This is a genomic window from Halomonas mongoliensis (assembly GCF_052496345.1).
This window is the reverse complement of record NZ_CP199288.1, coordinates 975,643-995,705: the sequence shown is the minus strand read 5'-3', so window position 1 is coordinate 995,705 and position 20,063 is coordinate 975,643. Positions and strand designations below refer to the sequence as shown.

The window sequence follows — 20,063 nt, the reverse complement described above, 5'->3', positions numbered from 1 at the left end:
GGGCCATCCGCGCCCGGTAACAAAAAAGGCGACCCGAAGGTCGCCTTTCCACTTTCACGCCGGCTTCGCTTGCCCTTACCTGACGCGAGGCTCGCTCATCAGACCCTTGATGATGGCGTAGCAGCCCACCAGCAGGACCAGGGTGAAGGGCAGGCCGGTGGAGATCACCGCCGCCTGAAGCGCCGCCAGGCCGCCGCCGATCAGCAGGCCGATGGCGATGGCCCCCTCGATGATGGCCCAGAAGATGCGCTGGGGCTTGGGCGCGTCCACCTTGCCGCCGGCGGTGATGGAGTCGATCACCAGGGAGCCGGAGTCCGAGGAGGTGATGAAGAACACCACTACCAGCACGATGGCGATAAAGGAGGTGATCTCGGTGAGCGGCAGCCCGGCGAGCATCACGAAGAGCGCATCCGCCTCGCCCTCGAAGGTGCCGGCCAGCAGCTGGCTGATGCCGGCGCTGCCGAAGGAGGTCATCCACAGCACCGAGACCAGCGACGGCACCAGCAGCACGGCGATCAGGAACTCGCGCACGGTGCGACCGCGGGAGACCCGGGCGATGAACATGCCGACGAAGGGCGACCAGGAGATCCACCAGGCCCAGTAGAAGGCGGTCCAGCCCTGGCTGAAGTTGGCATCCTCACGGCCGAAGGGATTGGAGAGTGCCGGCAGATAGGCGAGATAGTGGCCCAGGTTCTGGAAGAAGCCGGTGGCGATCATCAGCGTCGGGCCGACGACGATCACGAAGGCCAGCAGCAGGAAGGCCAGCCCCATGTTGAGCTGGGAGAGGCGCTGCACGCCCTTGTCCACCCCCAGGGTGATGGAGCCGATGGCCACGATGGTGATGGCCACGATCAGCAGCACCATGGTGACGTTGGTATCGGGAATCCCGAAGAGGTCGTTCAAGCCGTTGGTGGCCTGCTGGGCGCCCAGGCCCAGGGAGGTGGCCAGGCCGAACAGGGTGGCAAATACCGCCAGGATATCGATCACATGCCCCGGCCAGCCCCAGACGCGCTCCCCCAGAATGGGGTAGAAGATCGAGCGCATGGTGAGCGGCAGGCCCTTGTTGAAGGAGAAGATCGCCAGCGACAGCGCCACCACGGCGTAGATGCCCCAGGGGTGCAGGCCCCAGTGGAAGATGGTGGCGGCCATGCCCAGCGCCAGGGCGCCGGCCTCATCGCCCTCGGCGGCACCAAGGGGGGCCCAGTCGGTGCGCGCGCCGCCCTCGCTGCTGATGCCGCCGAGCGCCGCCTGGAAGTGGTCCATGGGCTCGGAGACGCCGAAGTACATCAGGCCGATGCCCATGCCGGCGGCGAACAGCATTGCGAACCAGCCCGCGTAGCTGAAGTCCGGCTTGGCGTCCATGCCGCCGATGCGCACCTTCCCCAGGGGCGTGAAGATCAGCACGACCGACAGCAGCACGAAGATGTTGGCGGCCAGCAGGAAGAACCAGGCCATGTTCCCGGTCAGGAAGGAGAAGGTGGCGCTGAACAGCGGCGCGACCTGCTCCTGCAGAGCCAGGGTGATGATCACGAAGAACAGCACCACGATGGAGGAGACCGCGAAGACCTTGCCGTGCAGGTCCACGTCGATCCCCATGGGCGAGGCGGAAATATTGTCCTGACCGATCACGTAGTCGGTGTCGATCAGGTTGGCGGCCCCCTCCGGGGCCGGTATGCCTTCGGAAGCCTCCGGCTTCCCGTTGGCATTCTCGTTATCAGCCATAACGGCTATCTCCCTTGGGTGGTCTCTGGTTTGCTCGAGTGGCGAATCCGCTCCGGCGGCTCAGCCCTTGCGGGGCCGCACCAGGAATACCGACACATCGGTATGCGTCGCCACCTTGCCGCCGTGGGACGGCATGATCACGTCGATATGCTTCGGCAGGTGGGTGGGCATCACCACCAGGTCGGCGCCGACCTCATCGATGGCCTTGACGAGGTCCCTGTCGAGGTCGGCCACGGGGTCCGGGCTTGCGATGGTGTGGGTGCTGACCGGCTGGCCATGGACCGCAGCGCGCTTCTGGGCAAAGGCCTCGAGCTTGCGGGTGAACTCCTCGGGGGTCCGGGCCACGCTGCTCGGCGTGGTGGAGGTGACCCCGACGTAGCACACTTCGGCATCGTAGTGGCGGGCCAGGTCCGCCACGGTCTCCAGGGTGGGCTCGATCACCTCGATATGGGCGAGGTCGATCGGCACCATGATCTTTCTGTACATCACGGCATCTCCTTGGTCGGCTGCGATGAGGCTCTCGAGGGCGTCCAGGCCCAGCCGCCAACGGCAGGATGGCGACTCGCGTCTCCGTTCGGTCTACCGAGCAAACTATACCTTTGTATAGCGTTGATTCCGAATAAGCGACGGGGCGAAAACGGGGTGGCAAGGCGCCTCATGTGCCAGATCGACTCACTTCCCGAAGGTGCCCGGGGGCCTGGCGGGATTCGTCTTATTTTCTCAAGTGTATGAAAAATAGATGATATTTATCATTTGGGCTGGTCTGGCATGGAGTGTGCTAAATTTGGGAGAGACTTCGACAAGCGAGGAGGTAAGCATGACCCATCAGCGTTCCGATATGCCGATGCCGTTTGGCCGTCGCCTCAAGGCCATGGCCGCCATCGCCGCGCTTTCGCTCGGCAGCCTGGCCTTGGCCGGCTGCGGGAATGGCGATGATGAGCTGCCGCCCATGGAGCCCGCGGATCCGCCTATGGAGGAGCCGGCCCAGCAGGCGCCCATGGAGGATGAGCCCGCCATGGGGCAGGACCCGGCCATGAATGAGGAGCCCATGGACCCCATGGAGAGCCAGGAGCCGATGATGGACGAGCCGGCAATGGACGAACCGGCAATGGACGAACCGGCAATGGACGAACCGGCAATGGATGAGGAGGAGCCGGGCAGCTTCTGATCGGTTTTCCAGCCTGACCCCTGCGTTCCCCCTGCCAGGTGCAGGGGGTTTTTACATCAGGGCCCCGGGCTCAGCGGTCGTCGAGACGGCGATAGAGTGTGCGCCGGGCGATGCCCAGGATGTCGGCGGTGCGTCGCTTGTTGCCGCCGGTGGCATCCAGCACCTTGCGGATATAGCGCTGCTCGACCTCTTCCAGGCTTGGCCAGGGCTGTGCCCCGTCACCGGGCACCAGGCTGCCTGCCCGGACTTCGCTGCCCTCGGCCCGCGAGGGGTGGGGCCGGTCGCGCAGCCGTTCGGGGAGGTCCGCCAGGCGGATCTCCCCGGCCTCGGCCAGGGTCACGGCGCGCATGATGGCGTTCTCCAGCTCGCGCACGTTGCCGGGGTAGGGGTAGCCGAGCAGCGCCTCCAGGGCGGCAGGCTCGATGCTCTCGATGGGCTTCTCCTGGGCGCCGGCGTGCTTGTCGATCAGCGCCGTGATCAGCCGCTCCACGTCCCCCTCCCGCTCCCGCAGCGGCGGGATGCGCAGCGAGAAGGTCTCCAGGCGATAGAAGAGGTCGTTGCGAAACTGCCCCGTCTCGATGGCCTGCTCCAGATCCCGATGGGTGGCGGCGATGATGCGCACATCCACCGGCTCCTCCCGCTCACCGCCCACCGGACGCACCGTCTTCTCCTGCAGGGCGCGCAGCAGCTTAGCCTGCAGCTCCGGTGACATCTCGCCGATCTCGTCGAGGAAGAGGCTGCCGCCCCGGGCCGACTGGAAGAGCCCCTGGCGGTGCTCGCTGGCCCCGGTGAAGGCGCCCTTCACGTGGCCGAAGAACTCGCTCTCCATCAGCTCGCCGGGGATGCTGGCGCAGTTGACCGCCACGAAGGGCCCCTCGGCGCGCGGGCTCTCGGCATGGATCGCCCGGGCCAGCAGCTCCTTGCCGGTGCCGCTCTCGCCGAGCACCAGGATGGGAGCATCGCTCTTCGCCAGGCGGGCGGCGTCATGGAAGAGCCCCTGCATCGCCTCGCTCTCGCCGATGATGCCGTGGAAGTGGCGAGGGGGGCCCTCCCGGTGGAAGCGTTCGGCCAGGCGGCGGTGCTCCAGCACCCGGAAGACCGCCTCGCGGACGTTCTCCAGGTCGAGGGGCTTGGTGAGAAAGTCGTCGGCGCCGAGCTTGAGCGCCTCCACCGCCTGGTCGATGGTGCCGAAGGCGGTGATGACGATAAAGCCGAGCGGGCTCTGCTCGTCGCGCAGCCGCTCCAGCAGCTCGAGGCCACTCATGCCGGGCAGGCGCACGTCGCTGATTACCATGGCCACCGGCGTATGGCTCAGGGTGGCGATGGCCTCCTCGGCGCTGGCGGCACCCAGGGTGCCGTGGCCGGCCTCCTGGAGCTCCTCCTCGAGCAGCTCCAGGATGGCGGGGTCGTCCTCGACGATCAGGATCGGGCAGGGAGGCACGGTGTCCTTTCGTGTCACGTTTGGCGTCCTTGTATGGGCGGTTCATTGACGGGCGTCACGCTCCTGCCGTCGGCCAGGCTGTCCTCCAGCGGCAGGGTGACAAGGAAGCCGGCGCCACCGAGATCGCTGTCGAAGACCGTGATGGTGCCGCCGTGGTCGTTGATGATGCGGTGAACCATGGAGAGCCCCAGGCCGCTGCCCTGGCCCACCGGCTTGGTGGTGAAGAAGGGGTCGAAGACCTGAGGCTTGTCCTGCTCGCGGATGCCGTCGCCGTCATCCTCGAGCCTGAGCCTGAGCTGCTCGCCTCGGGACTCGGCGCTCAGCCGCACCCGGCGGGTGCCCTCGGCCTGGACGGCATTGCGCAGCAGGTTGGTGAGCACCTGGACCAGCTGCTGGCCGTTGGCCAGCAGGCGCGGCGAAGGCCGGGGCAGGGCGGTCTCCAGCACGATGCCGCGCTGCTCCAGATCCTCCTCCACCAGCGCCTGGGCGGCCTGCACCAGGTCGTTCAGCACCGTCCACTCCTTCTCGACGTTGTGGCGCCGCCCCAGCTCCATCAGCTGGCGCACGATCTCCACGATGCGCTCCACCTCGCCGCGAATGCGGGTCAGGCGGGCGCGCTCGTCGTCGCCGATGGTCTCCCGACGGGCCAGGCGCTGGGCCTGGCCGTTGATCACCGTCAGCGGCGCGCCGATCTCATGGGCGACGCCGGCGGCCAGCACCCCGAGCTCGGCCAGCTTGTGGGACTTGCGCAGCTGTTTCTCCAGGGCGATCTCGTTGAGGCGGCGCGCCTCGATGTCGGCGTCCTTCTCGGCCATGGCGTCGAGCATGCCGTTGAGGGCTACCGCCAGGCGGCGGTACTCCTCAGGGCCGCGGGGCTCGGCGCGCTGCTGGCGATCACCGTTCTCGACCCGGGCCATCACCTCGAGCAGGCGATTGAGTGGCCTTTCGATATGACGCCTGAAGCCCCACCAGATACCGAACACGATGCCGGCGGAGCCGACCAGGAAGACCGCCCCGGCCACCAGGGTCAGAAAGCCGGTGTAGTTCTCGATGCCGGTGTTAAGGCGGTTGACCTGCAGCACCCCGCGCACTTCGCCGCCTGGCGTGGCCAGCGGCATCAGTGCCGAGTAGTAGGTCCAGCCGTCGTGCTGGCGATAGGTCCCGGTGAGCTCGCCGTCTTCCACCACGGTGCGAATCTCCTCGGGCTCGAACAGCTCTCGGCCGAGCCCCAGGCCGTAGACCTCCCGACCCGCCACGTCGAAGACGTAGGCGCCATAGATGCGGTGGAAGGAGAAGGCCGAGTGCAGCGACTCCTCCAGGGACTCTGGAGAATCCCGGGCCAGGGCGTAGCCCAGGGAGGTGCCGATGGCGTGGGTGATGATCTGGACCTCGGTCTGCAGCTTGGAGCGGACGTTGTCCTCCAGGGAGTGGATCGCCACCAGGCTGAAGACCACCAGGATCAGGAACAGCGGCACGATGACGGTCAGAATGATCAGGTTGCGCAGTCGCATGCGGGTTCCCGTGGCTGGCGATGGCCGGCCACGCTGAGCGCGTGGCCGGCGTCGTGAGCGACTCTTGCCGACAAGCGTCACTGAGCCGGCATCAGCCGGAAGAGGCTGCCGCGCTCATCGTCATCGAGCAGGTAGAGGGCGCCGTCGCGCCCCTGGCGCACGTCGCGGATGCGGCCGATCTCGCCATCGAGGATCACCTCGCTCTCGGCCACCTCATCGCCCTCCAGCACCAGGCGCTTGAGCAGCTGGCTGCGCAGGCCGCCGGCCAGCAGGCTGCCCCGCCATTCGGGGAAGTGCTCGCTTGCCACCTCGGCCAGGCCCGAGGGGGCGAAGCGCCCCTCGAAGATGTACTCGGCGTCGCGCATGCCGGGCAGAGAGTCCGCGCCGATGGGCGCTCGGGTGGAGTAGTCCACCCCCAGGCTCACCTCGGGCCAGCCGTAGTTCTCGCCGGCCTCGATCAGGTTGAGCTCGTCGCCGCCCAGGGGGCCATGCTCGGTGGCCCAGACCTGCCCCGCCGCGTTCACCACCATGCCCTGAATATTGCGATTGCCGATGCTGTAGAGCTCGTCCAGGGCGTCGGCGTCCTCCAGGTAGGGATTGTCCTCCGGCACGCCGCCAGTCTCGGTCAGGCGCAGTACGCTGCCGGCATGGTCCCCCTGGTCCTGGGAGCGCTCGGGATGGCTGCCGCGGTCGCCGATGCTCATCACCAGGGTGCCGTCGGGCAGCCAGGCCAGGCGCGAGCCGTAGTGGCGGCCGGGGCCGGAGAAGCGGTCCTGGACGAAGAGCTCCTCCACCTCTTCCAGGGCGCCGTCGCCCAGCCGGGCCCGGGAGAGGGCGGTAACGGTGCCGCCGCTGCCGGCCTGGCTCCAGGTGAAGTAGATCCAGTCCTGCTCGCCCCCTTCGCTGCCGTACTCGGGGTGGAGCACCACGTCGAGCAGGCCGCCCTGGCCGCGGGCGTTGACCTCGGGTACGCCCTCCAGATGGCGGATGTCGCCGTTCTCGCTGATATGGGCCAGGCGGCCGGGGCGCTCGCTGACCAGGAAGCTGCCGTCGGGCAGCTGGGCCAACGCCCAGGGGTGCTCGAGGCCGGTGGCCAGGCGCTCCAGGCGCAGGTCGTGGTGGTCGGTGGCGATTCGCTCGATGACTATCTCGGGCAGGGTCTCGGCGGCCAGGGCCTGGCCGCCAACGGCCAGCCCTCCCAGCAGCAGGGCGGTGGGCAGTCTGCGCAGTGGTGCAGGCATGGTCTTCCCCCTCGTTGGCTCGTTCATCGAAAGATGAGGCATCTACCAGCATAGGGACTTTTCGGCGGCGGGCGCGTTCCCTGTCGCCATATGGCAACGCTTGCTTACATCAGCCAGGCCAGCAGCAGCGGCAGATAGAAGAGCGCCATCAGGGTCGAGCAGAACACCAGGCTGGCCACATAGGCGGGCTCGCGGCCGGCCTTCTGGGCGAAGAGGTAGTTGAAGACCGCCACCGGCATGCTCATCTGCAGCACCAGGATGCTCTGGGCCAGGGGGGGCAGTCCCAGCAGGGCGGCGATGCCCCAGGCGAGCCCCGCCGCCACCGGGATGCGCACCAGGCTGAAGCCGACCCCGGAGGTGAGGCTCCTGACCTGGATGCTGGCCAGCGACACCCCCAGGGTGATCAGCATCAGCGGCACGGTGAAGCCGGAGATCAGGTCGACGCTGTTGTCGAGCCAGCGCGGGAGCTCGGTGTCGGTGAGCAGCAGCCCCAGGGAGAAGACGATGGCGTAGACGGTGGGGGTGCGGGCCAGGGTCTTCAGGGCGTTGCCCTGGCTCGCCATGATCGAGCCCACGGTGAACTGGAACAGCGATACCGTCACCATCACCGTGATGCCGAAGGCGAAGCCGGCGCTGCCGAAGGCGTATAGCACTACCGGCAGGCCCATGTTGCCGGTGTTGGGGTACATCATGGGGGCGAGGATCACCCGCCAGTCGCGGCCCAGCAGCCGTGCCATCAGCGGGGTCGCGGCGGCCATGGCGGTCATCACCAGGGCGGCGGCCAGCATGGTGCGCCCGACGCTGCCGGCATCGATCTCGGCGCCGGAGAGGGAGGCGATGATCAGCGCCGGTGTGCCGATATTGAAGACCAGGCGAGTGACGAACTCCACCGGGTAGGGGTGGCCCAGGCGCACCCAGGTATAGCCCAGGCCGGCACCGGCCAGCACCGGGGCCATCACCGCGAAGAGTTCGGCAAGCATGCAGGCGTCCTTGTTGGTCAGGGCGCACTATTGTCCGCAAGGCCAGGGTGGGCGGCAAGGGCGGGCTCAGGCCGCCTGGCGTGCCATCTGCCACGCCTCGGGGACCGCCTGGCGCAGGCAGTCGAGCAGGGCGGTGACCCGCCGCGGCTGATGGCCGAAGGGGTAGAGCAGGGTGATCGGCAGCGGCTCGGGCTGCCATTCGGGCAGGCAGGCCACCAGCTCGCCGGGATGGTGGTGTTCGCGGCGGGCCACCATCCAGTGGGGCAGCAGGCCGAGGCCGCGCCCGCGGGCCACGGCGTCCAGCTGCAGCTCCGGCAGGTCGACCCGCAGCCGCGAGACCGGCGGCTGGAAGTCGAAGCGGCTGCCGTCCCGGTGGTGCAGCGCCACCCCGTCGCGGTTGGCGCCCAGCAGATCGATCCAGGCGTGATGGGCGAGCTCCCGGGGGTGGTCTGGCGCCCCGCGGCGGGCCAGGTAGTCGGGGTGGGCGTGCAGGCCCCGGGTCAGGGCCCCCAGGGACTCCTGGCGCAGCGCCGAGCAGGGCACCTTGCCCAGCCACACGCTCACGCCCCGGCTGTCCGGATGGAGGCAGGGGGTGTCGCAGGTGCGCAGGGTGAGCTCCACCTCGGGATAGCGGGCCAGGAAGGCGTCCAGCACCGGGGCCAGCCAGCTGCGCGTCAGGGCGCAGTGAGCCTCGATGGCCAGCTCGCCGCTCACCTCCTCGCGCAGCTCGTCCAGGGCGGCCTGACTGCGCTTGGCCAGCGCCAGCATGTCGCGACAGTAGTCATGGAAGACCAGACCGGCCTCGGTGGGAATCAGGCGGTTGGCCTGGCGGCGCAGCAGCGGCTGGCCCAGCCGCGCCTCTAGATGGCTGATGCGGCGGCTCAGCGTCGACTTGGCGAGCCCCAGTTCCCGGGCGCTGCGAGTCAGGCTGCCTGAGGCCATGACGGAGGCGAAGGCGTTGAGTTCATCGAAGTCGTGCATGGAAGCAACCGTGGCAGGTGTCCTTGTCCCCGGCAGTATGCCAGCTAATCATGCGGATGAAAATCATTGCTAATTGCTTCTGAGTCTCATGATCTCCTTTGCCACGCACCCGACGCCGTGGCAAAGGGTGTCGACACAAAAAAGCCCCGGCGGTGCCGGGGCGAAGGTCAGGATCGAAACAGTGCCGTCGGGCGACAGCGCTGCCGGGCGCCTAGCGGCCTAGAAGTCGTAGCTGGCGGAGAGCCAGAAGCTGCGGCCGTCCAGGGCCACGCCGTCGGTGGAGCGTCCGGTCTGGGTGAAGCGGTAGGCCTGGTAGGTGTCACCCTGCCACTCGTAGCTGTCGGCTTTGCCGAAGTCCTTGTCGAAGAGGTTGTAGACGGTGCCGGTCAGGCGCACGTTCTCTGCCAGCTGGTAGGAGCTGCGCAGATGGAAGAGCTCGTAGCCGTCCAGCTTGTTGCCCACCTGCTCGTAGAGCGCCAGGTTCTGGCCCGAGGTGGGCAGGCCGCCGGAGAAGCGCTCCCGGGAGGAGTAGTATTCACCGTCCAGGCTGGTGCTCCAGCGGTCGTTGATCTGCCAGGTCACGCCGGCGGTCAGCTTGTGCTTGGGCGTGTTGGTCAGCAGCAGGCCTTCGTTGTCGCCGGAGGTGATCTCGGTGTCGGTCCAGGTATAGCCGCCGCTCAGGTACCAGGAGGGAGTCAGCTCCACCCGGGTGCTGAATTCGATGCCCCGAGTCTCGGCGCGATCGATATTGACCAGCTGGCCGAAGCCCTCCTGGGCGGTGAAGTTGCCCACGCTGATGCAGTTGGCCAGGCCGGCGTTGGGCGTATTGCCGTCGCTATCCACGAACTGGCAGTTGGGAACATCCGCGGCGCTGGCGATACGGTCGGTGAAGCGGTTGTAGAACGCCGTGGCGCTGGCGGTGATGCCCCGCTGGTTGTCGTAGCTGGCGCCCAGCTCGTAGCTGGTGCTTTTTTCGGGTTCGAGGTCCGGCGAACCGATGGTGACGGTCTGGCCCTGAGAGGTGAAGCCGGTTACGCCGTCGTGAAGCTGGTTGAGGGTCGGCGTCTTGTAGCCGCGGCTGATGCCACCCTTGAGGGTCCAATCGTCGCTGGTGTTCCACACCAGATAGCCGCGGGGGCTGAAGTGGCCGCCGAAGGCGTCGTGGTTCTCGTAGCGGCCCCCCAGGGTCAGCGCCAGGTCCTCGGCGAGCCACCACTCGTTCTCGGCAAACAGCGCCCAGCTGTCCTGGCGGAACACCTGACTGCCTGCGGCGCCATCTTCCAGCCGTGAATCGATGTATTGGCCGCCCAGGGTCAGCATATGGTCGCCCAGCGGCATCACGAATTTCGAATCGAAGGTGATATCGCGATTCTCCAGCAGGCGCGGCTCGCCGCCCTCGGCCTCGTAGCCGAAGTCGGGAGCGCTGCCCGCCGGCAGGGTGCGTCCCAGGGTCTCGGTGGTGCTGTGGGTCAGGCTGCTCTCCAGGGTGCCCGCCGGCAGCCGTGCGGTGTGGCCGATCGCCACCTGGTCGCGGTTGAAACGCAGCTCATCCTCGTAGCCGAAGACCCGCTCCGGGGTGTCCAGGTTGCCCAACCGACCATCCGAATTGTCATAGACCTGGCGGGCGCGCTCGAGGTCCAGCCACAGCTCGTTCGTCTCGTCCGGCGTGGCGTTGAGCCGGCCGCCGATGGAGTAGATGCGCGCCTCGCTGGGGCGAGGGTCGCGGCCGGTGCCGTCTTCGATGAGGCGCTCGGAGGCGTCGCGGTCATAAAGGCGGCCGCGCAGCTGGACGCCGAGTCGCTCCTCCACCAATGGGCCTGTGGCATAGAGGTTGAGGGTCTGGGAGTTACCCGCGTCGCGGTCCTGCTGGAAGGTGGTGTCCACCGCCACCGAGCCGCTCCACTCGCTGGCCACCCGGCGGGTAATGATATTGATCACCCCGCCCATGGCGTCGGAGCCGTAGAGGGTCGACATGGGGCCGCGGATCACCTCGATGCGCTCGATGGCGGAGAGCGGCGGAATGAAGCTGGTGGCGGTCTCGCCGAAGCCGTTGGGCGTGACGCTGCCGGCGGTATTCTGACGGCGACCATCGATCAGGATCAGGGTGTACTCCGCCGGCATGCCGCGGATGCTGACGTTGAGCCCGCCGGTCTTGCCGGTGCCCGAACGCACGTCGACCCCGGGCACGTCGGCAATCGCCTCGCCGATATTGGAGAAGCGCCTGCGCTCAAGCTCCTCCCGGGTGACCACCGAGATGCTGGCCGGCGCATCGCGCAGTGCCTGCTCGAAGCCGGCGGCGGTGACTACGATGTTCTCCAGGCGAGCGCTGTCACCGGACTGGGCCTGGGCGGGGAGAGCGGTAACGGCGGCCAGGGCGATGGCGCTGGCCAGCGCCTTGGGCCGGAAGGGGTGGGCTGAGCGAAGCATGGCGTCCTCTTGAATGAGTTTGATTCTCAAATGCAGCGGCGATTCTAGGCCCGAAAGTTCCCCGGCGAACAGCGGCGAGGCCGAAACGCCGCGTTGCCGAAGACGCAACGCGCTCGGTTGCGCTGCCTCGAACGCGGTGTTCCGGCGGGAGGGATATCTACTGGTGATGAGAATCATTAACATGCATGGCTTTCATCCTGTCCGGGAGTTCTCCATGCCACGCCAGCCCTCGTCCCTGTCCCTGATGCCCTCCCTTCGCCTGCTGCTCGGTGGGGCATCTCTGCTCCTGGCGCTGGGGGCCCAGGCGCACAGCGTCGAGACGGCCAATGGTCCCGTCGAGGTGCCAGAGTCCCCCGAGCGGATCGTCACCCTCTATGAGGGCGCCCTGGATGCCGCCCTGGCCACCGGCCGGCTGCCCGTGGCGGCGGTGACCACCCGCGGCGGTGACGGCGTGGCCCGCTATATCGAGTCCCACCTGGAGGCGGAGCACCCCGGCGCCGAGCTGGCCATCGTCGGCGTGGTGAGGGAGATCAACCTGGAGGCGGTACTGGCCCAGCGCCCGGACCTGATCCTGGCCGCGCCGCAGCTCAGCGCCGAGCAGTACGCCCTGCTGTCGCGCATCGCTCCCACCGTGGTGCCGGAGGCTCGCCCCCTGGCGGCGGACAACTGGGAGGCCGAGGCGCGCCTCTTCGGCGAGGCCCTGGGCCAGGCCGACGCCATGGAGGCGGCCATCGCCGAGGTCCACGAGCGCAGCGCCGCCCTGGCCGAGGCGCTGGAGGAAGCCGATGGCCTGGGCAGCGCCAACCTGATCCGTTGGATGCCCCAGGGCCCCATGGTGATGTCGGAGCGGCTCTTTACCTCCGGGCTGATCGCCGAGGCGGGCCTGGATCTCAGCGACGCCGGCCTGGTGCGCGATGGCGTGGTGCACAGCGATACCCTGAGCCTGGAGAGCCTGTCGCGACTGGACGGCGACTGGCTCTTCCTGGCCACTCTCAATGAGGAGGGCCAGGAGGCGCTGGACGCGGCCCGCCGCTCCCCCGCCTTCGCCCGCCTGCCCGCGGTGGCCGCTGACCGGGTGGTGCCGGTGGACGGTCAGCTCTGGACCAGCGCCAACGGCCCCCTGGCCGCCCTGGCGATCCTCGAAGAGCTTGAAGCGGCGCTGCTGCCCTGATGGCGGAAGTGGCGGCCCCTCTAGCCCTGCACGGCCGGCGTTCCCTGGCCGGGATGACGGCGCTGGCCTGCGTCCTGCTGCTGCTGGCGGTGCTGGCCAGCCTGCTGCTGGGCGCCGGTGATGTCGGCCCGGCCCGGGCCCTGGCCGTACTGCTGGGGGCGGGTGACGAGGAGGCACGCTTCGTGGTGGGTTCCTTGCGGCTGCCTCGCACCCTGATCGGTATCGGGGTGGGGCTGGCGCTGGCGGTCTCCGGGGCGCTGCTCCAGGCGGTATCCCGCAACCCCCTGGCCGAGCCGGGGCTGCTCGGGGTCAGCGCCGGGGCCGCCTTCGCCGTGGGCGTGGCGCTCTGGCTGGGCGCCAGCACCGCCACCCTGCGCGTGGCCGTGGGCCAGCTCGGCGCGCTGCTCGGCTGCGCCGCCGTGCTCAGCGTGGTACGCCTGCGTGGCGTGGGCAGCGACCCGGTGCGCCTGGTGCTGGCCGGGGCGGCGCTCTCGGCGCTGCTCGCCTCGCTGACCGCGCTGCTGCTGCTGTTCGATCAGCGCAGCGCCGACGAGATCCGCTTCTGGGTGATCGGCAGCCTCTCCGGGCGGCGCCTGGAGGACCTGCTGGCGGTGCTGCCGAGCCTCACCCTGGCCCTGGGCCTGACCCTGTGGCTGGCCCGCCCCCTGGCGGCGCTGGCCCTGGGCGAGCGGGTGGCCGCGGGCCTGGGGCACCATCCCGGCCGGGTGCGCCTGCTGGTGGTCCTGGCGGTGGCGCTGCTGGTGGGTGCCGCCACGGCCATCGCCGGCCCCATCGCCTTCGTGGGCCTGGTGGTGCCCTTCGCCGCCCGGGCCCTGGCCGGCCCCGATATCCGCCGCACCCTCTGGCTCTGCCTGCCGTTGGGCCCGCTGATGGTGCTCGGCGCCGACGTCGCCGCCCGGCTGCTGGTCAGCCCCGCGGAGATGCCCCTGGGCGTGCTGACCGCCCTGCTCGGCGCACCGGTGCTGGTGGCGGTGGTGCGCGCCCGCCGCCTGCCGACGCTCTAGGAAAAGGAAAAGACGATGGAGACGCAGCGCCTTCGGGGGCAGTCAGCGGCGGCGGGGCTGGACTCGCAGGGCGATAGCCAGCCGCCTTCAGGCTACTGGCACCTGACCGCCGGCCGGGCCAGCCTGCTGCTCGAGCGCCGCGCCCTGGCGGTGAACCTGCTGCTGCTGGCGCTGCTGCTGACCGCCTCCGCTGCCTACCTGATGGCCGGCAGCATCCCGGTGAGCGCCAGCGAGCTGATCCGGGCGCTCGCCGGCGACGGCGAGGTGGTCACCGCCTTCGTGATCCACGACCTGCGCCTGCCGCGGCTGGCGGCCGCCTGGCTTACCGGCGCCGCCTTCGCCGTGGCGGGCTGCCTGATGCAGACTCTGGCCCGCAACCGCCTGGCCACGCCCGGCATCATCGGCATCGACAACGGTGCTACCGCCTTCGCCGTGGCCTCCGTCGTGGGGGTGGGGGTCTCGCTGGCGCCGCCGGCCATGGCCCTCACCGGCGCGGCCACCGCCGCGGCCATCACCTTCGGCCTGGCCAGCGGCGGCGATACCCGGGGCTACCGTTTCATCGTGGCCGGCATCGGCATCGGCGCGGTGTTCGGCGCCGTCACCCAGCTGCTGCTGGCCCGGGTGCCCATCGACACCGCCAACGCCGCCTACCCCTGGACGGTGGGCACTCTCAACGCCCGCCCGGGCAGCGCGGTCAGCGTGCTCGCCCTGGGCCTGGCCGTGGGCCTGCCGCTGGCCCTGGCGCTCGGCCGCTCGCTCTCGCTGATGCGCTTCTCCGACGCCGTGGCCGCCGGGCTCGGCGTCAGGCTGCGCCGCCGCCGCGCGCAGGTGCTGGCGCTTTCGGTGCTGCTGACGGCGCTGGCCGTGGCGGTGGCCGGCCCGGTGGGTATGGTGGGGCTGATCGGCCCGGAGATCGCCCGTTCGCTGTCGTCGTCCCGGGGCGTGCCCCTGGCCGCCTCGGCGCTGGCCGGCGCCCTGGTGATGGTGCTGGCCGACCTGGCCGGCCGGGTGCTGCTGGCCCCCATCGAGCTGCCGGTGGGTATCGTCACCGCCATCGTCGGCGGCCCCTGGCTGCTGTGGATCCTGCTGCGACCCGCCTCGAGGAGGCTCTCATGAATGCGCGAACCCTGCCGCTGCAGCGCCTGGAGGCCGAGGCGCTGCGTCTCGCCCACGGCCGCACCCCGGTCATCGACGGCCTGGATCTCGCCCTGCCGCCGGGCCGGGTGACCGCCATCGTCGGGCCCAACGGCTGCGGCAAGTCGACCCTGCTGGCCGGCCTGGCCCGGCTGCACGCCCCGGACGGGGGCGCGGTGCTTCTCGACGGCGGCGATATCCGCAAGCTGCCGGCCCGGGAGCTTGCCCGGCGCCTGGCGCTGCTGCCCCAGGAGGCCAGTGCGCCGGAGGGGCTCACCGTGCGCGACCTGATCCGCTTCGGCCGCCAGCCCCACCAGGGCTGGCTCAGCCAGTGGTCGGCGGACGACCAGCGGGCGGTGGAGGAGGCGCTGGCCGCCGCGGGGCTCGAGGCCCTGGCCGAGCGCCCCCTGGAGGCGCTCTCCGGCGGCCAGCGCCAGCGCGCCTGGATCGCCATGACCATCGCCCAGCAGACCCCGCTGCTGCTGCTCGACGAGCCCACCTCGGCCCTGGACCTGGGCCACCAGCTCGAGGTGTTCGAACTGGTGCGTCGCCTGGCCGCCGCCGGCCGCACCCTGGCCCTGGTGCTCCACGACCTGGCTAGCGCCTGCCGCTACGCCGACCACCTGGTGGCCATGCGCGAGGGGCGCATCGTGGCCCAGGGCGCCCCGTCGGAGGTGGTCACCGAGGCGCTGGTGCGTGAGCTCTACGACGTCGCCTGCACCCTGCTTCATGACCCGGTCACCGGCACCCCCATTCTCACCGATCTGCGGCGCCTCTCGCCCGGCCGCTGAGGCGGCGCCGGTCGCGCCTTCTGCCTGCTCTTTCTCCACCGATAAGGAAAATCGCCATGTCATCCGCTACGTCCCGCACCCTGCGCCTGCTGCCCCTGGCGGCCCTGGTCGCCTCACCCCTGGCCCTGGCCGCCGAGCCCCTCAAAGTCTTCTCGCCGCGGCTGGCCGACCCCGAGGCGCCGATCTACACCACCTTCACCGCCGAGACCGGCATTCCGGTCGAACTGGTGGAAACCTCCATGGAGGCGTTCACGGACGGCATGCGGGCGGCGGCAGAGGAGGGCGCCACGCCGCCCGCCGACGTGCTGATGGTGGTGGACTCCGCGAATATCCATCGCCAGCGTGAGGCCGGCTGGTTCCAGCCGCTGGAATCCGAGACCCTGGAGGCGCGGGTGCCTGAGGCCCTGCGCGACCTCGAGGCGGGCTGGAGCGGCTACGCCACCCGGGCCCGGGTGATCGTGGTTAACGAGGCGAAGCTCGACTGGGTGCCGGAGAGCTACGAGGCCCTCACCGACCCGCGCCTGGCCGGCAGGCTCTGCCTGGGCGGCGGCGCCTCGGCCTACAACACCTCCCTGGTCAGCGCCATGGTGGCGCACCACGGCGCCGAGCAGGCCGAGGCCTGGGTCGAGGGGCTTTCGGCCAACCTGGCGCGCCCCGCCGGCGGGCGCGACGGTGAGCTCTTCGCCGCCCTGGCCGCAGAGGGCGACTGCGCGGTGACCGTCGCCAACCACTACTACCTGCTGCGCATGCTGGGCGGCGAGGAGGCCGAGCAGCGCGAGCTGGCCGAGTCCCTGACCCTGGTATGGCCCAACCAGGCCGGCGAAGGGCTGGAGGGACGCGGCGCCTACCGCAACGTCGCCGCCTTCGCCGTGGCCCGCGGCACCCCCAACGCCGACGCCGCCCGCCTGTTCCTGGAGCACACCGCTTCCGGCGCGGTGCAGCAGGACGTGGCCGAGGGCATCTTCTACCCGGTGGTGGCGGATATCGGCCCGATCGAGGCCGAGGCGGCTTTCGGCGAGGCGACCATGGATGCGCTCGCCATCACCGCCATGGGCGAGCAGGCCGAGACCGCCCGCGAGATCATGGTGCGCGCTGGCTGGGAGTAAGCGCGGGGAGCCGGCATTGGCCGGGGGCGGGCGCCCTCGGCTATGCTTCGCTGGCTAAGCACAAGGACGCCTCATGACCATCTCCGCCTCATCCGCCAGTGCCTCACCCAACAGCTTCCAGGCGCTGGTGCGCCTGCTGCGCTACGCCCGCGGCTACCGGCGGCGCATCATCGCCGCCACCAGCTGCTCGATCATCAACAAGATCTTCGATATCGCCCCGGAGATCCTGATCGGCGTGGCCATCGACGTGGTGGTCAACCAGGAGCGCAGCTTCGTGGCGCGGCTGGGCTTCACCACGCCCCAGGAGCAGATCATGATCCTGGCCGTGCTCACCTTCTTCATCTGGGCCGGCGAATCGATCTTCGAATACCTCTACAAGATCCTGTGGCGCAACCTGGCCCAGCGCCTCCAGGCCGACATGCGCCTGGACACCTACGAGCACGCCCAGCGCCTCGACATGGCCTACTTCGAGTCGAAGAGCTCGGGGCAGCTGGTGGCCACCATGAACGACGACGTCAACCAGCTGGAGCGCTTCCTGGACGGCGGCGCCAACTCGCTGATCCAGGTGGGCGTCACCGTGGTGGCGGTGGGCGCGGTCTTCTTCGTGATCTCGCCGCTGATCGCGCTGCTCGCCTTCACCCCCATCCCACTGATCATCTGGGGCGCCTTCTTCTTCCAGCGCAAGGCCGGCCCGCTCTACGCCGACGTGCGCGAGAAGGTGGGCGATCTCGCCAGCCGGCTCTCCAACAACCTGGCCGGCATCGCCACCATCAAGAGTTTCACCAGCGAGGCCCGGGAGGCGGCGCGGCTGCGCGAGGTGAGCGAGGCCTATGTGGAGGCCAATCGCCGGGCCATCCGCGTCAGCTCCGCCTTCATCCCGGTGATCCGCATGGCGATCCTCGCCGGCTTCCTGGCCACCTTTACCGTGGGCGGCATGCTCGCCCTGCGCGGCGACCTCAACGTGGGCGCCTACGGGGTGCTGGTGTTCCTCACCCAGCGCCTGCTCTGGCCGCTCACTGGCCTGGCCGAGGTGATCGATCTCTTCGAGCGCGCCATGGCCAGCACCCGGCGCATCCTCGACCTGCTGGCGGTGCCCATCACCGTGCGCGACAACCATGACGCCCCCCTGGCCGAGCCGCTGCGCGGCGAGGTGAGCTTCGAGGGGGTGAGCTTTCGCTATGCGGCAAGCGAGGTCGGGGTGGAGAACATCAGCCTCCGGGTGCCCGCCGGCCATACGCTGGCCCTGGTGGGCGCCACCGGCTCCGGCAAGTCGACCCTGATCAAGCTGCTGCTGCGCTTCTACGACCCCAGCGCCGGGCGGGTGCTGATCGACGGCCAGCCCATCGATCAGGTAAGCCTCGCCTCATTGCGCGGCGCCATCGGCCTGGTCAGCCAGGACGTCTACCTGTTCGAGGGCTCGATTCGCGACAATATCGCCTATGGCAAGCCCGAGGCCGCGGAAGTCGAGATCATCGAGGCGGCTCGCACCGCCGAGGCGTGGGAGTTTATCCAGGCGCTGCCCCAGGGGCTCGACACCCCGGTGGGGGAGCGCGGCATCCGCCTCTCCGGCGGCCAGCGCCAGCGGCTCTCGCTTGCCCGGGCGCTGCTCAAGGACCCGCCCATCCTGGTGCTGGACGAGGCCACCAGCGCCGTGGACAACGAGACCGAGGCGGCCATCCAGCGCTCCCTGCGCAAGATCGCCCACGGCCGCACCGTGATCATGATCGCCCACCGCCTCTCCACCATCGTTCACGCCGACGAGATCGTGGTGATCGAGGGCGGCCGGGTGGTGGAGCGCGGCACCCACGCGCAGCTGCTCGAGGCCGACGGCCGCTACGCCGCCCAGTGGCGGGTGCAGACCGGGGCGCTGATGGAAGGCGAGCCGCTCGGCTGAGGCGCTGCCTGGGGCGGTGCTCTTCATCGCGGCGGCGTTGCTCGCGGTGCCGTTCTGGGCAAGACTCGCTCCATCACCTCGAGACAGGAGCGAGCGTCATGTCAGCGAACGTGGGGTCTGGAATATCGGGGCGTCAGCGGCCTGCGCGGCTAGGGCGCCGGGCGCTGGTCGCCGCCCTCGCGGCGGCGGGCATGGCGCTGCCGGCGGCGGCCGAGCCGCTTCTCACGGCGGCGGAGTCCGATCCGGTGGCGCTGGGCTGGATGCAGGGCTTCCCGCCTCCACCCGAGAAGATCATCGGCCAGCCCGACAGCGACTACTTCGGCTTTCCCAAGCTGCGCTGGACGGTGTGTCATTTTCGCGAGCTGCTGCCGACACGGCGGGTGAGCCGTGGCCTCGAGGCGTCGCGACCCTTGCCCTATGCCCTGGATCCGAATATCGACGCGGTCACCTTCACCCCACTGGGGGGCGGCGAGCCGATGACCTGGGAGGCGGCCTTCGACGCCAACTACACCGACGGCCTGCTGGTGCTGCACGAGGGGCGGGTGGTCCACGAGCGCTACGCGGGCTGCCTGGACGAGGCCGGCGTGCATGGCGCCATGTCGGTGACCAAGTCGGTGACGGGGCTTCTGGCCGAGATCCTGGTGGCCGAAGGGGTGCTGGACGAGACGGCCCTGGTGGCGGAGATCCTGCCGGAGCTCGAGGAGAGCGCCTTCGGCAACGCGACCGTGCAGCAGGTCATGGAGATGACCACCGGGCTCGACTTCAGCGAGGACTACGCCGACCCCGAGGCGGAGATCTGGACCTACAACGCGGCGGCAAGCCCGCTGCCCAAGCCTGACGACTACGAAGGGCCACGGAGCTACTACGAGTTCCTGGCCACGGTGCAGCCCGAGGGCACCCACGGCGAGGCCTTCGGCTACCGTACCGTGAACTCCGATGCCCTGGGGTGGATCATCGCCCGCACCGCCGGCCGCTCGGTGGCGGACCTGGTCAGCGAGCGCTTCTGGCAGCCCATGGGCGCCGAGCAGGACGCCTACTTCACCGTGGACGCCATCGGCACGCCCTTCGCCGGCGGTGGGCTGAGCGCCGGCCTGCGCGACCTGGCGCGCCTCGGCCAGCTGGTGCTGGAGGGCGGCGAGCTCGACGGCGAGCGGCTCTTCCCCGAGGCGGCGGTCGAGCGCATCCGCCAGGGCGGCGACCGCGACGCCTTCGCCCGGGCCGGCTACGCGAACCTGCCCGGCGGTAGCTACCGCGGCATGTGGTGGGTGCTGCACAACGAGCACGGTGCCTTCGCCGCCCGGGGCGTGCATGGCCAGACGATCTACATCGATCCCACCGCCCGCATGGTGATCGTGCGTTTCGCCTCCCACCCGGTGGCGGGCAACGCGGCCAACGACGCCACCTCGCTGCCCGCCTATCAGGCCCTGGCCGAGTATCTGATGGGGCGTGAGGTGGAGTAGCGGACCCGGAT

16 protein-coding genes are annotated in these 20,063 nt (G+C 69.7%); 8 read left to right on the top strand and 8 right to left on the bottom strand.

The annotated features are described in order from the left end of the window. Window positions 1-75: 75 nt before the first annotated feature. Both ACRYRV_RS04540 and ACRYRV_RS04535 read right to left on the bottom strand, forming a co-directional pair. Window positions 76-1,722, bottom strand: coding sequence for a BCCT family transporter (locus tag ACRYRV_RS04540; protein ID WP_309636109.1), 1,647 nt, complete (start codon window positions 1,720-1,722; stop codon window positions 76-78). A 60-nt stretch (window positions 1,723-1,782) separates the two neighbouring features. Further along, window positions 1,783-2,208: a universal stress protein gene (locus ACRYRV_RS04535; protein WP_253449550.1), complete on the bottom strand. Its 426-nt coding sequence runs from the start codon at window positions 2,206-2,208 to the stop codon at window positions 1,783-1,785. A gap of 331 nt (window positions 2,209-2,539) precedes the next feature. Between ACRYRV_RS04535 and ACRYRV_RS04530 the strand changes: the two genes are divergently transcribed. Beyond that, complete coding sequence (locus tag ACRYRV_RS04530; RefSeq protein WP_444989226.1) at window positions 2,540-2,890, top strand: hypothetical protein; 351 nt, start codon at window positions 2,540-2,542, stop codon at window positions 2,888-2,890. A 70-nt stretch (window positions 2,891-2,960) separates the two neighbouring features. On the opposite strand, the gene ACRYRV_RS04525 is transcribed toward ACRYRV_RS04530, so the two are convergent. The 6 genes from ACRYRV_RS04525 to ACRYRV_RS04500 form a co-directional block, all read right to left on the bottom strand. Then, a complete protein-coding gene (locus ACRYRV_RS04525; protein ID WP_309636111.1) occupies window positions 2,961-4,349 on the bottom strand; it encodes a sigma-54-dependent transcriptional regulator in 1,389 nt (462 codons plus the stop codon). Then, a complete protein-coding gene (locus ACRYRV_RS04520) occupies window positions 4,346-5,842 on the bottom strand; it encodes a sensor histidine kinase (protein WP_444985799.1) in 1,497 nt (498 codons plus the stop codon). Before ACRYRV_RS04520 ends, ACRYRV_RS04525 begins: the two co-directional genes overlap by 4 nt. A gap of 77 nt (window positions 5,843-5,919) precedes the next feature. After that, window positions 5,920-7,083 (bottom strand): PQQ-dependent sugar dehydrogenase, encoded by a 1,164-nt coding sequence (locus ACRYRV_RS04515; RefSeq protein ID WP_444985800.1) that lies wholly within the window; start codon window positions 7,081-7,083, stop codon window positions 5,920-5,922. Window positions 7,084-7,187: 104 nt separating this feature from the next. Beyond that, entirely contained in the window at window positions 7,188-8,063 is an 876-nt protein-coding gene (locus tag ACRYRV_RS04510) for an AEC family transporter (protein ID WP_253449565.1), read from the bottom strand. A 66-nt stretch (window positions 8,064-8,129) separates the two neighbouring features. Beyond that, entirely contained in the window at window positions 8,130-9,044 is a 915-nt protein-coding gene (locus ACRYRV_RS04505; RefSeq protein ID WP_444985801.1) for a LysR family transcriptional regulator, read from the bottom strand. A 219-nt stretch (window positions 9,045-9,263) separates the two neighbouring features. Then, window positions 9,264-11,471 (bottom strand): TonB-dependent receptor domain-containing protein, encoded by a 2,208-nt coding sequence (locus ACRYRV_RS04500; RefSeq protein ID WP_444985802.1) that lies wholly within the window; start codon window positions 11,469-11,471, stop codon window positions 9,264-9,266. Window positions 11,472-11,685: 214 nt separating this feature from the next. Here ACRYRV_RS04500 and ACRYRV_RS04495 point away from each other — a divergent pair, with 214 nt between their 5' ends. The 7 genes from ACRYRV_RS04495 (at window position 11,686) to ACRYRV_RS04465 (ending at window position 20,052) form a co-directional block, all read left to right on the top strand. Next, window positions 11,686-12,642: an ABC transporter substrate-binding protein gene (locus ACRYRV_RS04495; protein ID WP_444985803.1), complete on the top strand. Its 957-nt coding sequence runs from the start codon at window positions 11,686-11,688 to the stop codon at window positions 12,640-12,642. 53 nt (window positions 12,643-12,695) lie between these two features. Then, window positions 12,696-13,667: a FecCD family ABC transporter permease gene (locus ACRYRV_RS04490; RefSeq protein ID WP_444986215.1), complete on the top strand. Its 972-nt coding sequence runs from the start codon at window positions 12,696-12,698 to the stop codon at window positions 13,665-13,667. Between the two features lie 15 nt (window positions 13,668-13,682). Continuing rightward, window positions 13,683-14,783 (top strand): FecCD family ABC transporter permease, encoded by a 1,101-nt coding sequence (locus tag ACRYRV_RS04485; RefSeq protein ID WP_444985804.1) that lies wholly within the window; start codon window positions 13,683-13,685, stop codon window positions 14,781-14,783. Continuing rightward, a complete protein-coding gene (locus tag ACRYRV_RS04480; protein WP_444985805.1) occupies window positions 14,780-15,592 on the top strand; it encodes an ABC transporter ATP-binding protein in 813 nt (270 codons plus the stop codon). Before ACRYRV_RS04485 ends, ACRYRV_RS04480 begins: the two co-directional genes overlap by 4 nt. 56 nt (window positions 15,593-15,648) lie before the next feature. Next, window positions 15,649-16,698, top strand: a complete 1,050-nt coding sequence (locus tag ACRYRV_RS04475; RefSeq protein WP_444985806.1) for an extracellular solute-binding protein — start codon at window positions 15,649-15,651, stop codon at window positions 16,696-16,698. A gap of 73 nt (window positions 16,699-16,771) precedes the next feature. After that, the gene (locus ACRYRV_RS04470) at window positions 16,772-18,592 is read left to right on the top strand and encodes an ABC transporter ATP-binding protein (protein ID WP_444985807.1); all 1,821 of its coding nucleotides are present in this window, start codon (window positions 16,772-16,774) and stop codon (window positions 18,590-18,592) included. A 98-nt stretch (window positions 18,593-18,690) separates the two neighbouring features. Continuing rightward, window positions 18,691-20,052, top strand: coding sequence for a serine hydrolase domain-containing protein (locus tag ACRYRV_RS04465; RefSeq protein ID WP_444985808.1), 1,362 nt, complete (start codon window positions 18,691-18,693; stop codon window positions 20,050-20,052). Window positions 20,053-20,063: the final 11 nt, after the last annotated feature.

What these genes read in the sequence shown, in the direction of transcription:
- ACRYRV_RS04540 (WP_309636109.1), bottom strand. Translation starts at nt 1,722, where the DNA reads ATGGCTGATAACGAGAATGCCAACGGGAAGCCGGAGGCTTCCGAAGGC.
- ACRYRV_RS04480 (WP_444985805.1), top strand. Translation starts at nt 14,780, where the DNA reads ATGAATGCGCGAACCCTGCCGCTGCAGCGCCTGGAGGCCGAGGCGCTG.
- ACRYRV_RS04500 (WP_444985802.1), bottom strand. Translation starts at nt 11,471, where the DNA reads ATGCTTCGCTCAGCCCACCCCTTCCGGCCCAAGGCGCTGGCCAGCGCC.
- ACRYRV_RS04485 (WP_444985804.1), top strand. Translation starts at nt 13,683, where the DNA reads ATGGAGACGCAGCGCCTTCGGGGGCAGTCAGCGGCGGCGGGGCTGGAC.
- ACRYRV_RS04490 (WP_444986215.1), top strand. Translation starts at nt 12,696, where the DNA reads ATGACGGCGCTGGCCTGCGTCCTGCTGCTGCTGGCGGTGCTGGCCAGC.
- ACRYRV_RS04505 (WP_444985801.1), bottom strand. Translation starts at nt 9,044, where the DNA reads ATGCACGACTTCGATGAACTCAACGCCTTCGCCTCCGTCATGGCCTCA.
- ACRYRV_RS04510 (WP_253449565.1), bottom strand. Translation starts at nt 8,063, where the DNA reads ATGCTTGCCGAACTCTTCGCGGTGATGGCCCCGGTGCTGGCCGGTGCC.
- ACRYRV_RS04535 (WP_253449550.1), bottom strand. Translation starts at nt 2,208, where the DNA reads ATGTACAGAAAGATCATGGTGCCGATCGACCTCGCCCATATCGAGGTG.
- ACRYRV_RS04520 (WP_444985799.1), bottom strand. Translation starts at nt 5,842, where the DNA reads ATGCGACTGCGCAACCTGATCATTCTGACCGTCATCGTGCCGCTGTTC.
- ACRYRV_RS04470 (WP_444985807.1), top strand. Translation starts at nt 16,772, where the DNA reads ATGACCATCTCCGCCTCATCCGCCAGTGCCTCACCCAACAGCTTCCAG.
- ACRYRV_RS04495 (WP_444985803.1), top strand. Translation starts at nt 11,686, where the DNA reads ATGCCACGCCAGCCCTCGTCCCTGTCCCTGATGCCCTCCCTTCGCCTG.
- ACRYRV_RS04475 (WP_444985806.1), top strand. Translation starts at nt 15,649, where the DNA reads ATGTCATCCGCTACGTCCCGCACCCTGCGCCTGCTGCCCCTGGCGGCC.
- ACRYRV_RS04465 (WP_444985808.1), top strand. Translation starts at nt 18,691, where the DNA reads ATGTCAGCGAACGTGGGGTCTGGAATATCGGGGCGTCAGCGGCCTGCG.
- ACRYRV_RS04530 (WP_444989226.1), top strand. Translation starts at nt 2,540, where the DNA reads ATGACCCATCAGCGTTCCGATATGCCGATGCCGTTTGGCCGTCGCCTC.
- ACRYRV_RS04515 (WP_444985800.1), bottom strand. Translation starts at nt 7,083, where the DNA reads ATGCCTGCACCACTGCGCAGACTGCCCACCGCCCTGCTGCTGGGAGGG.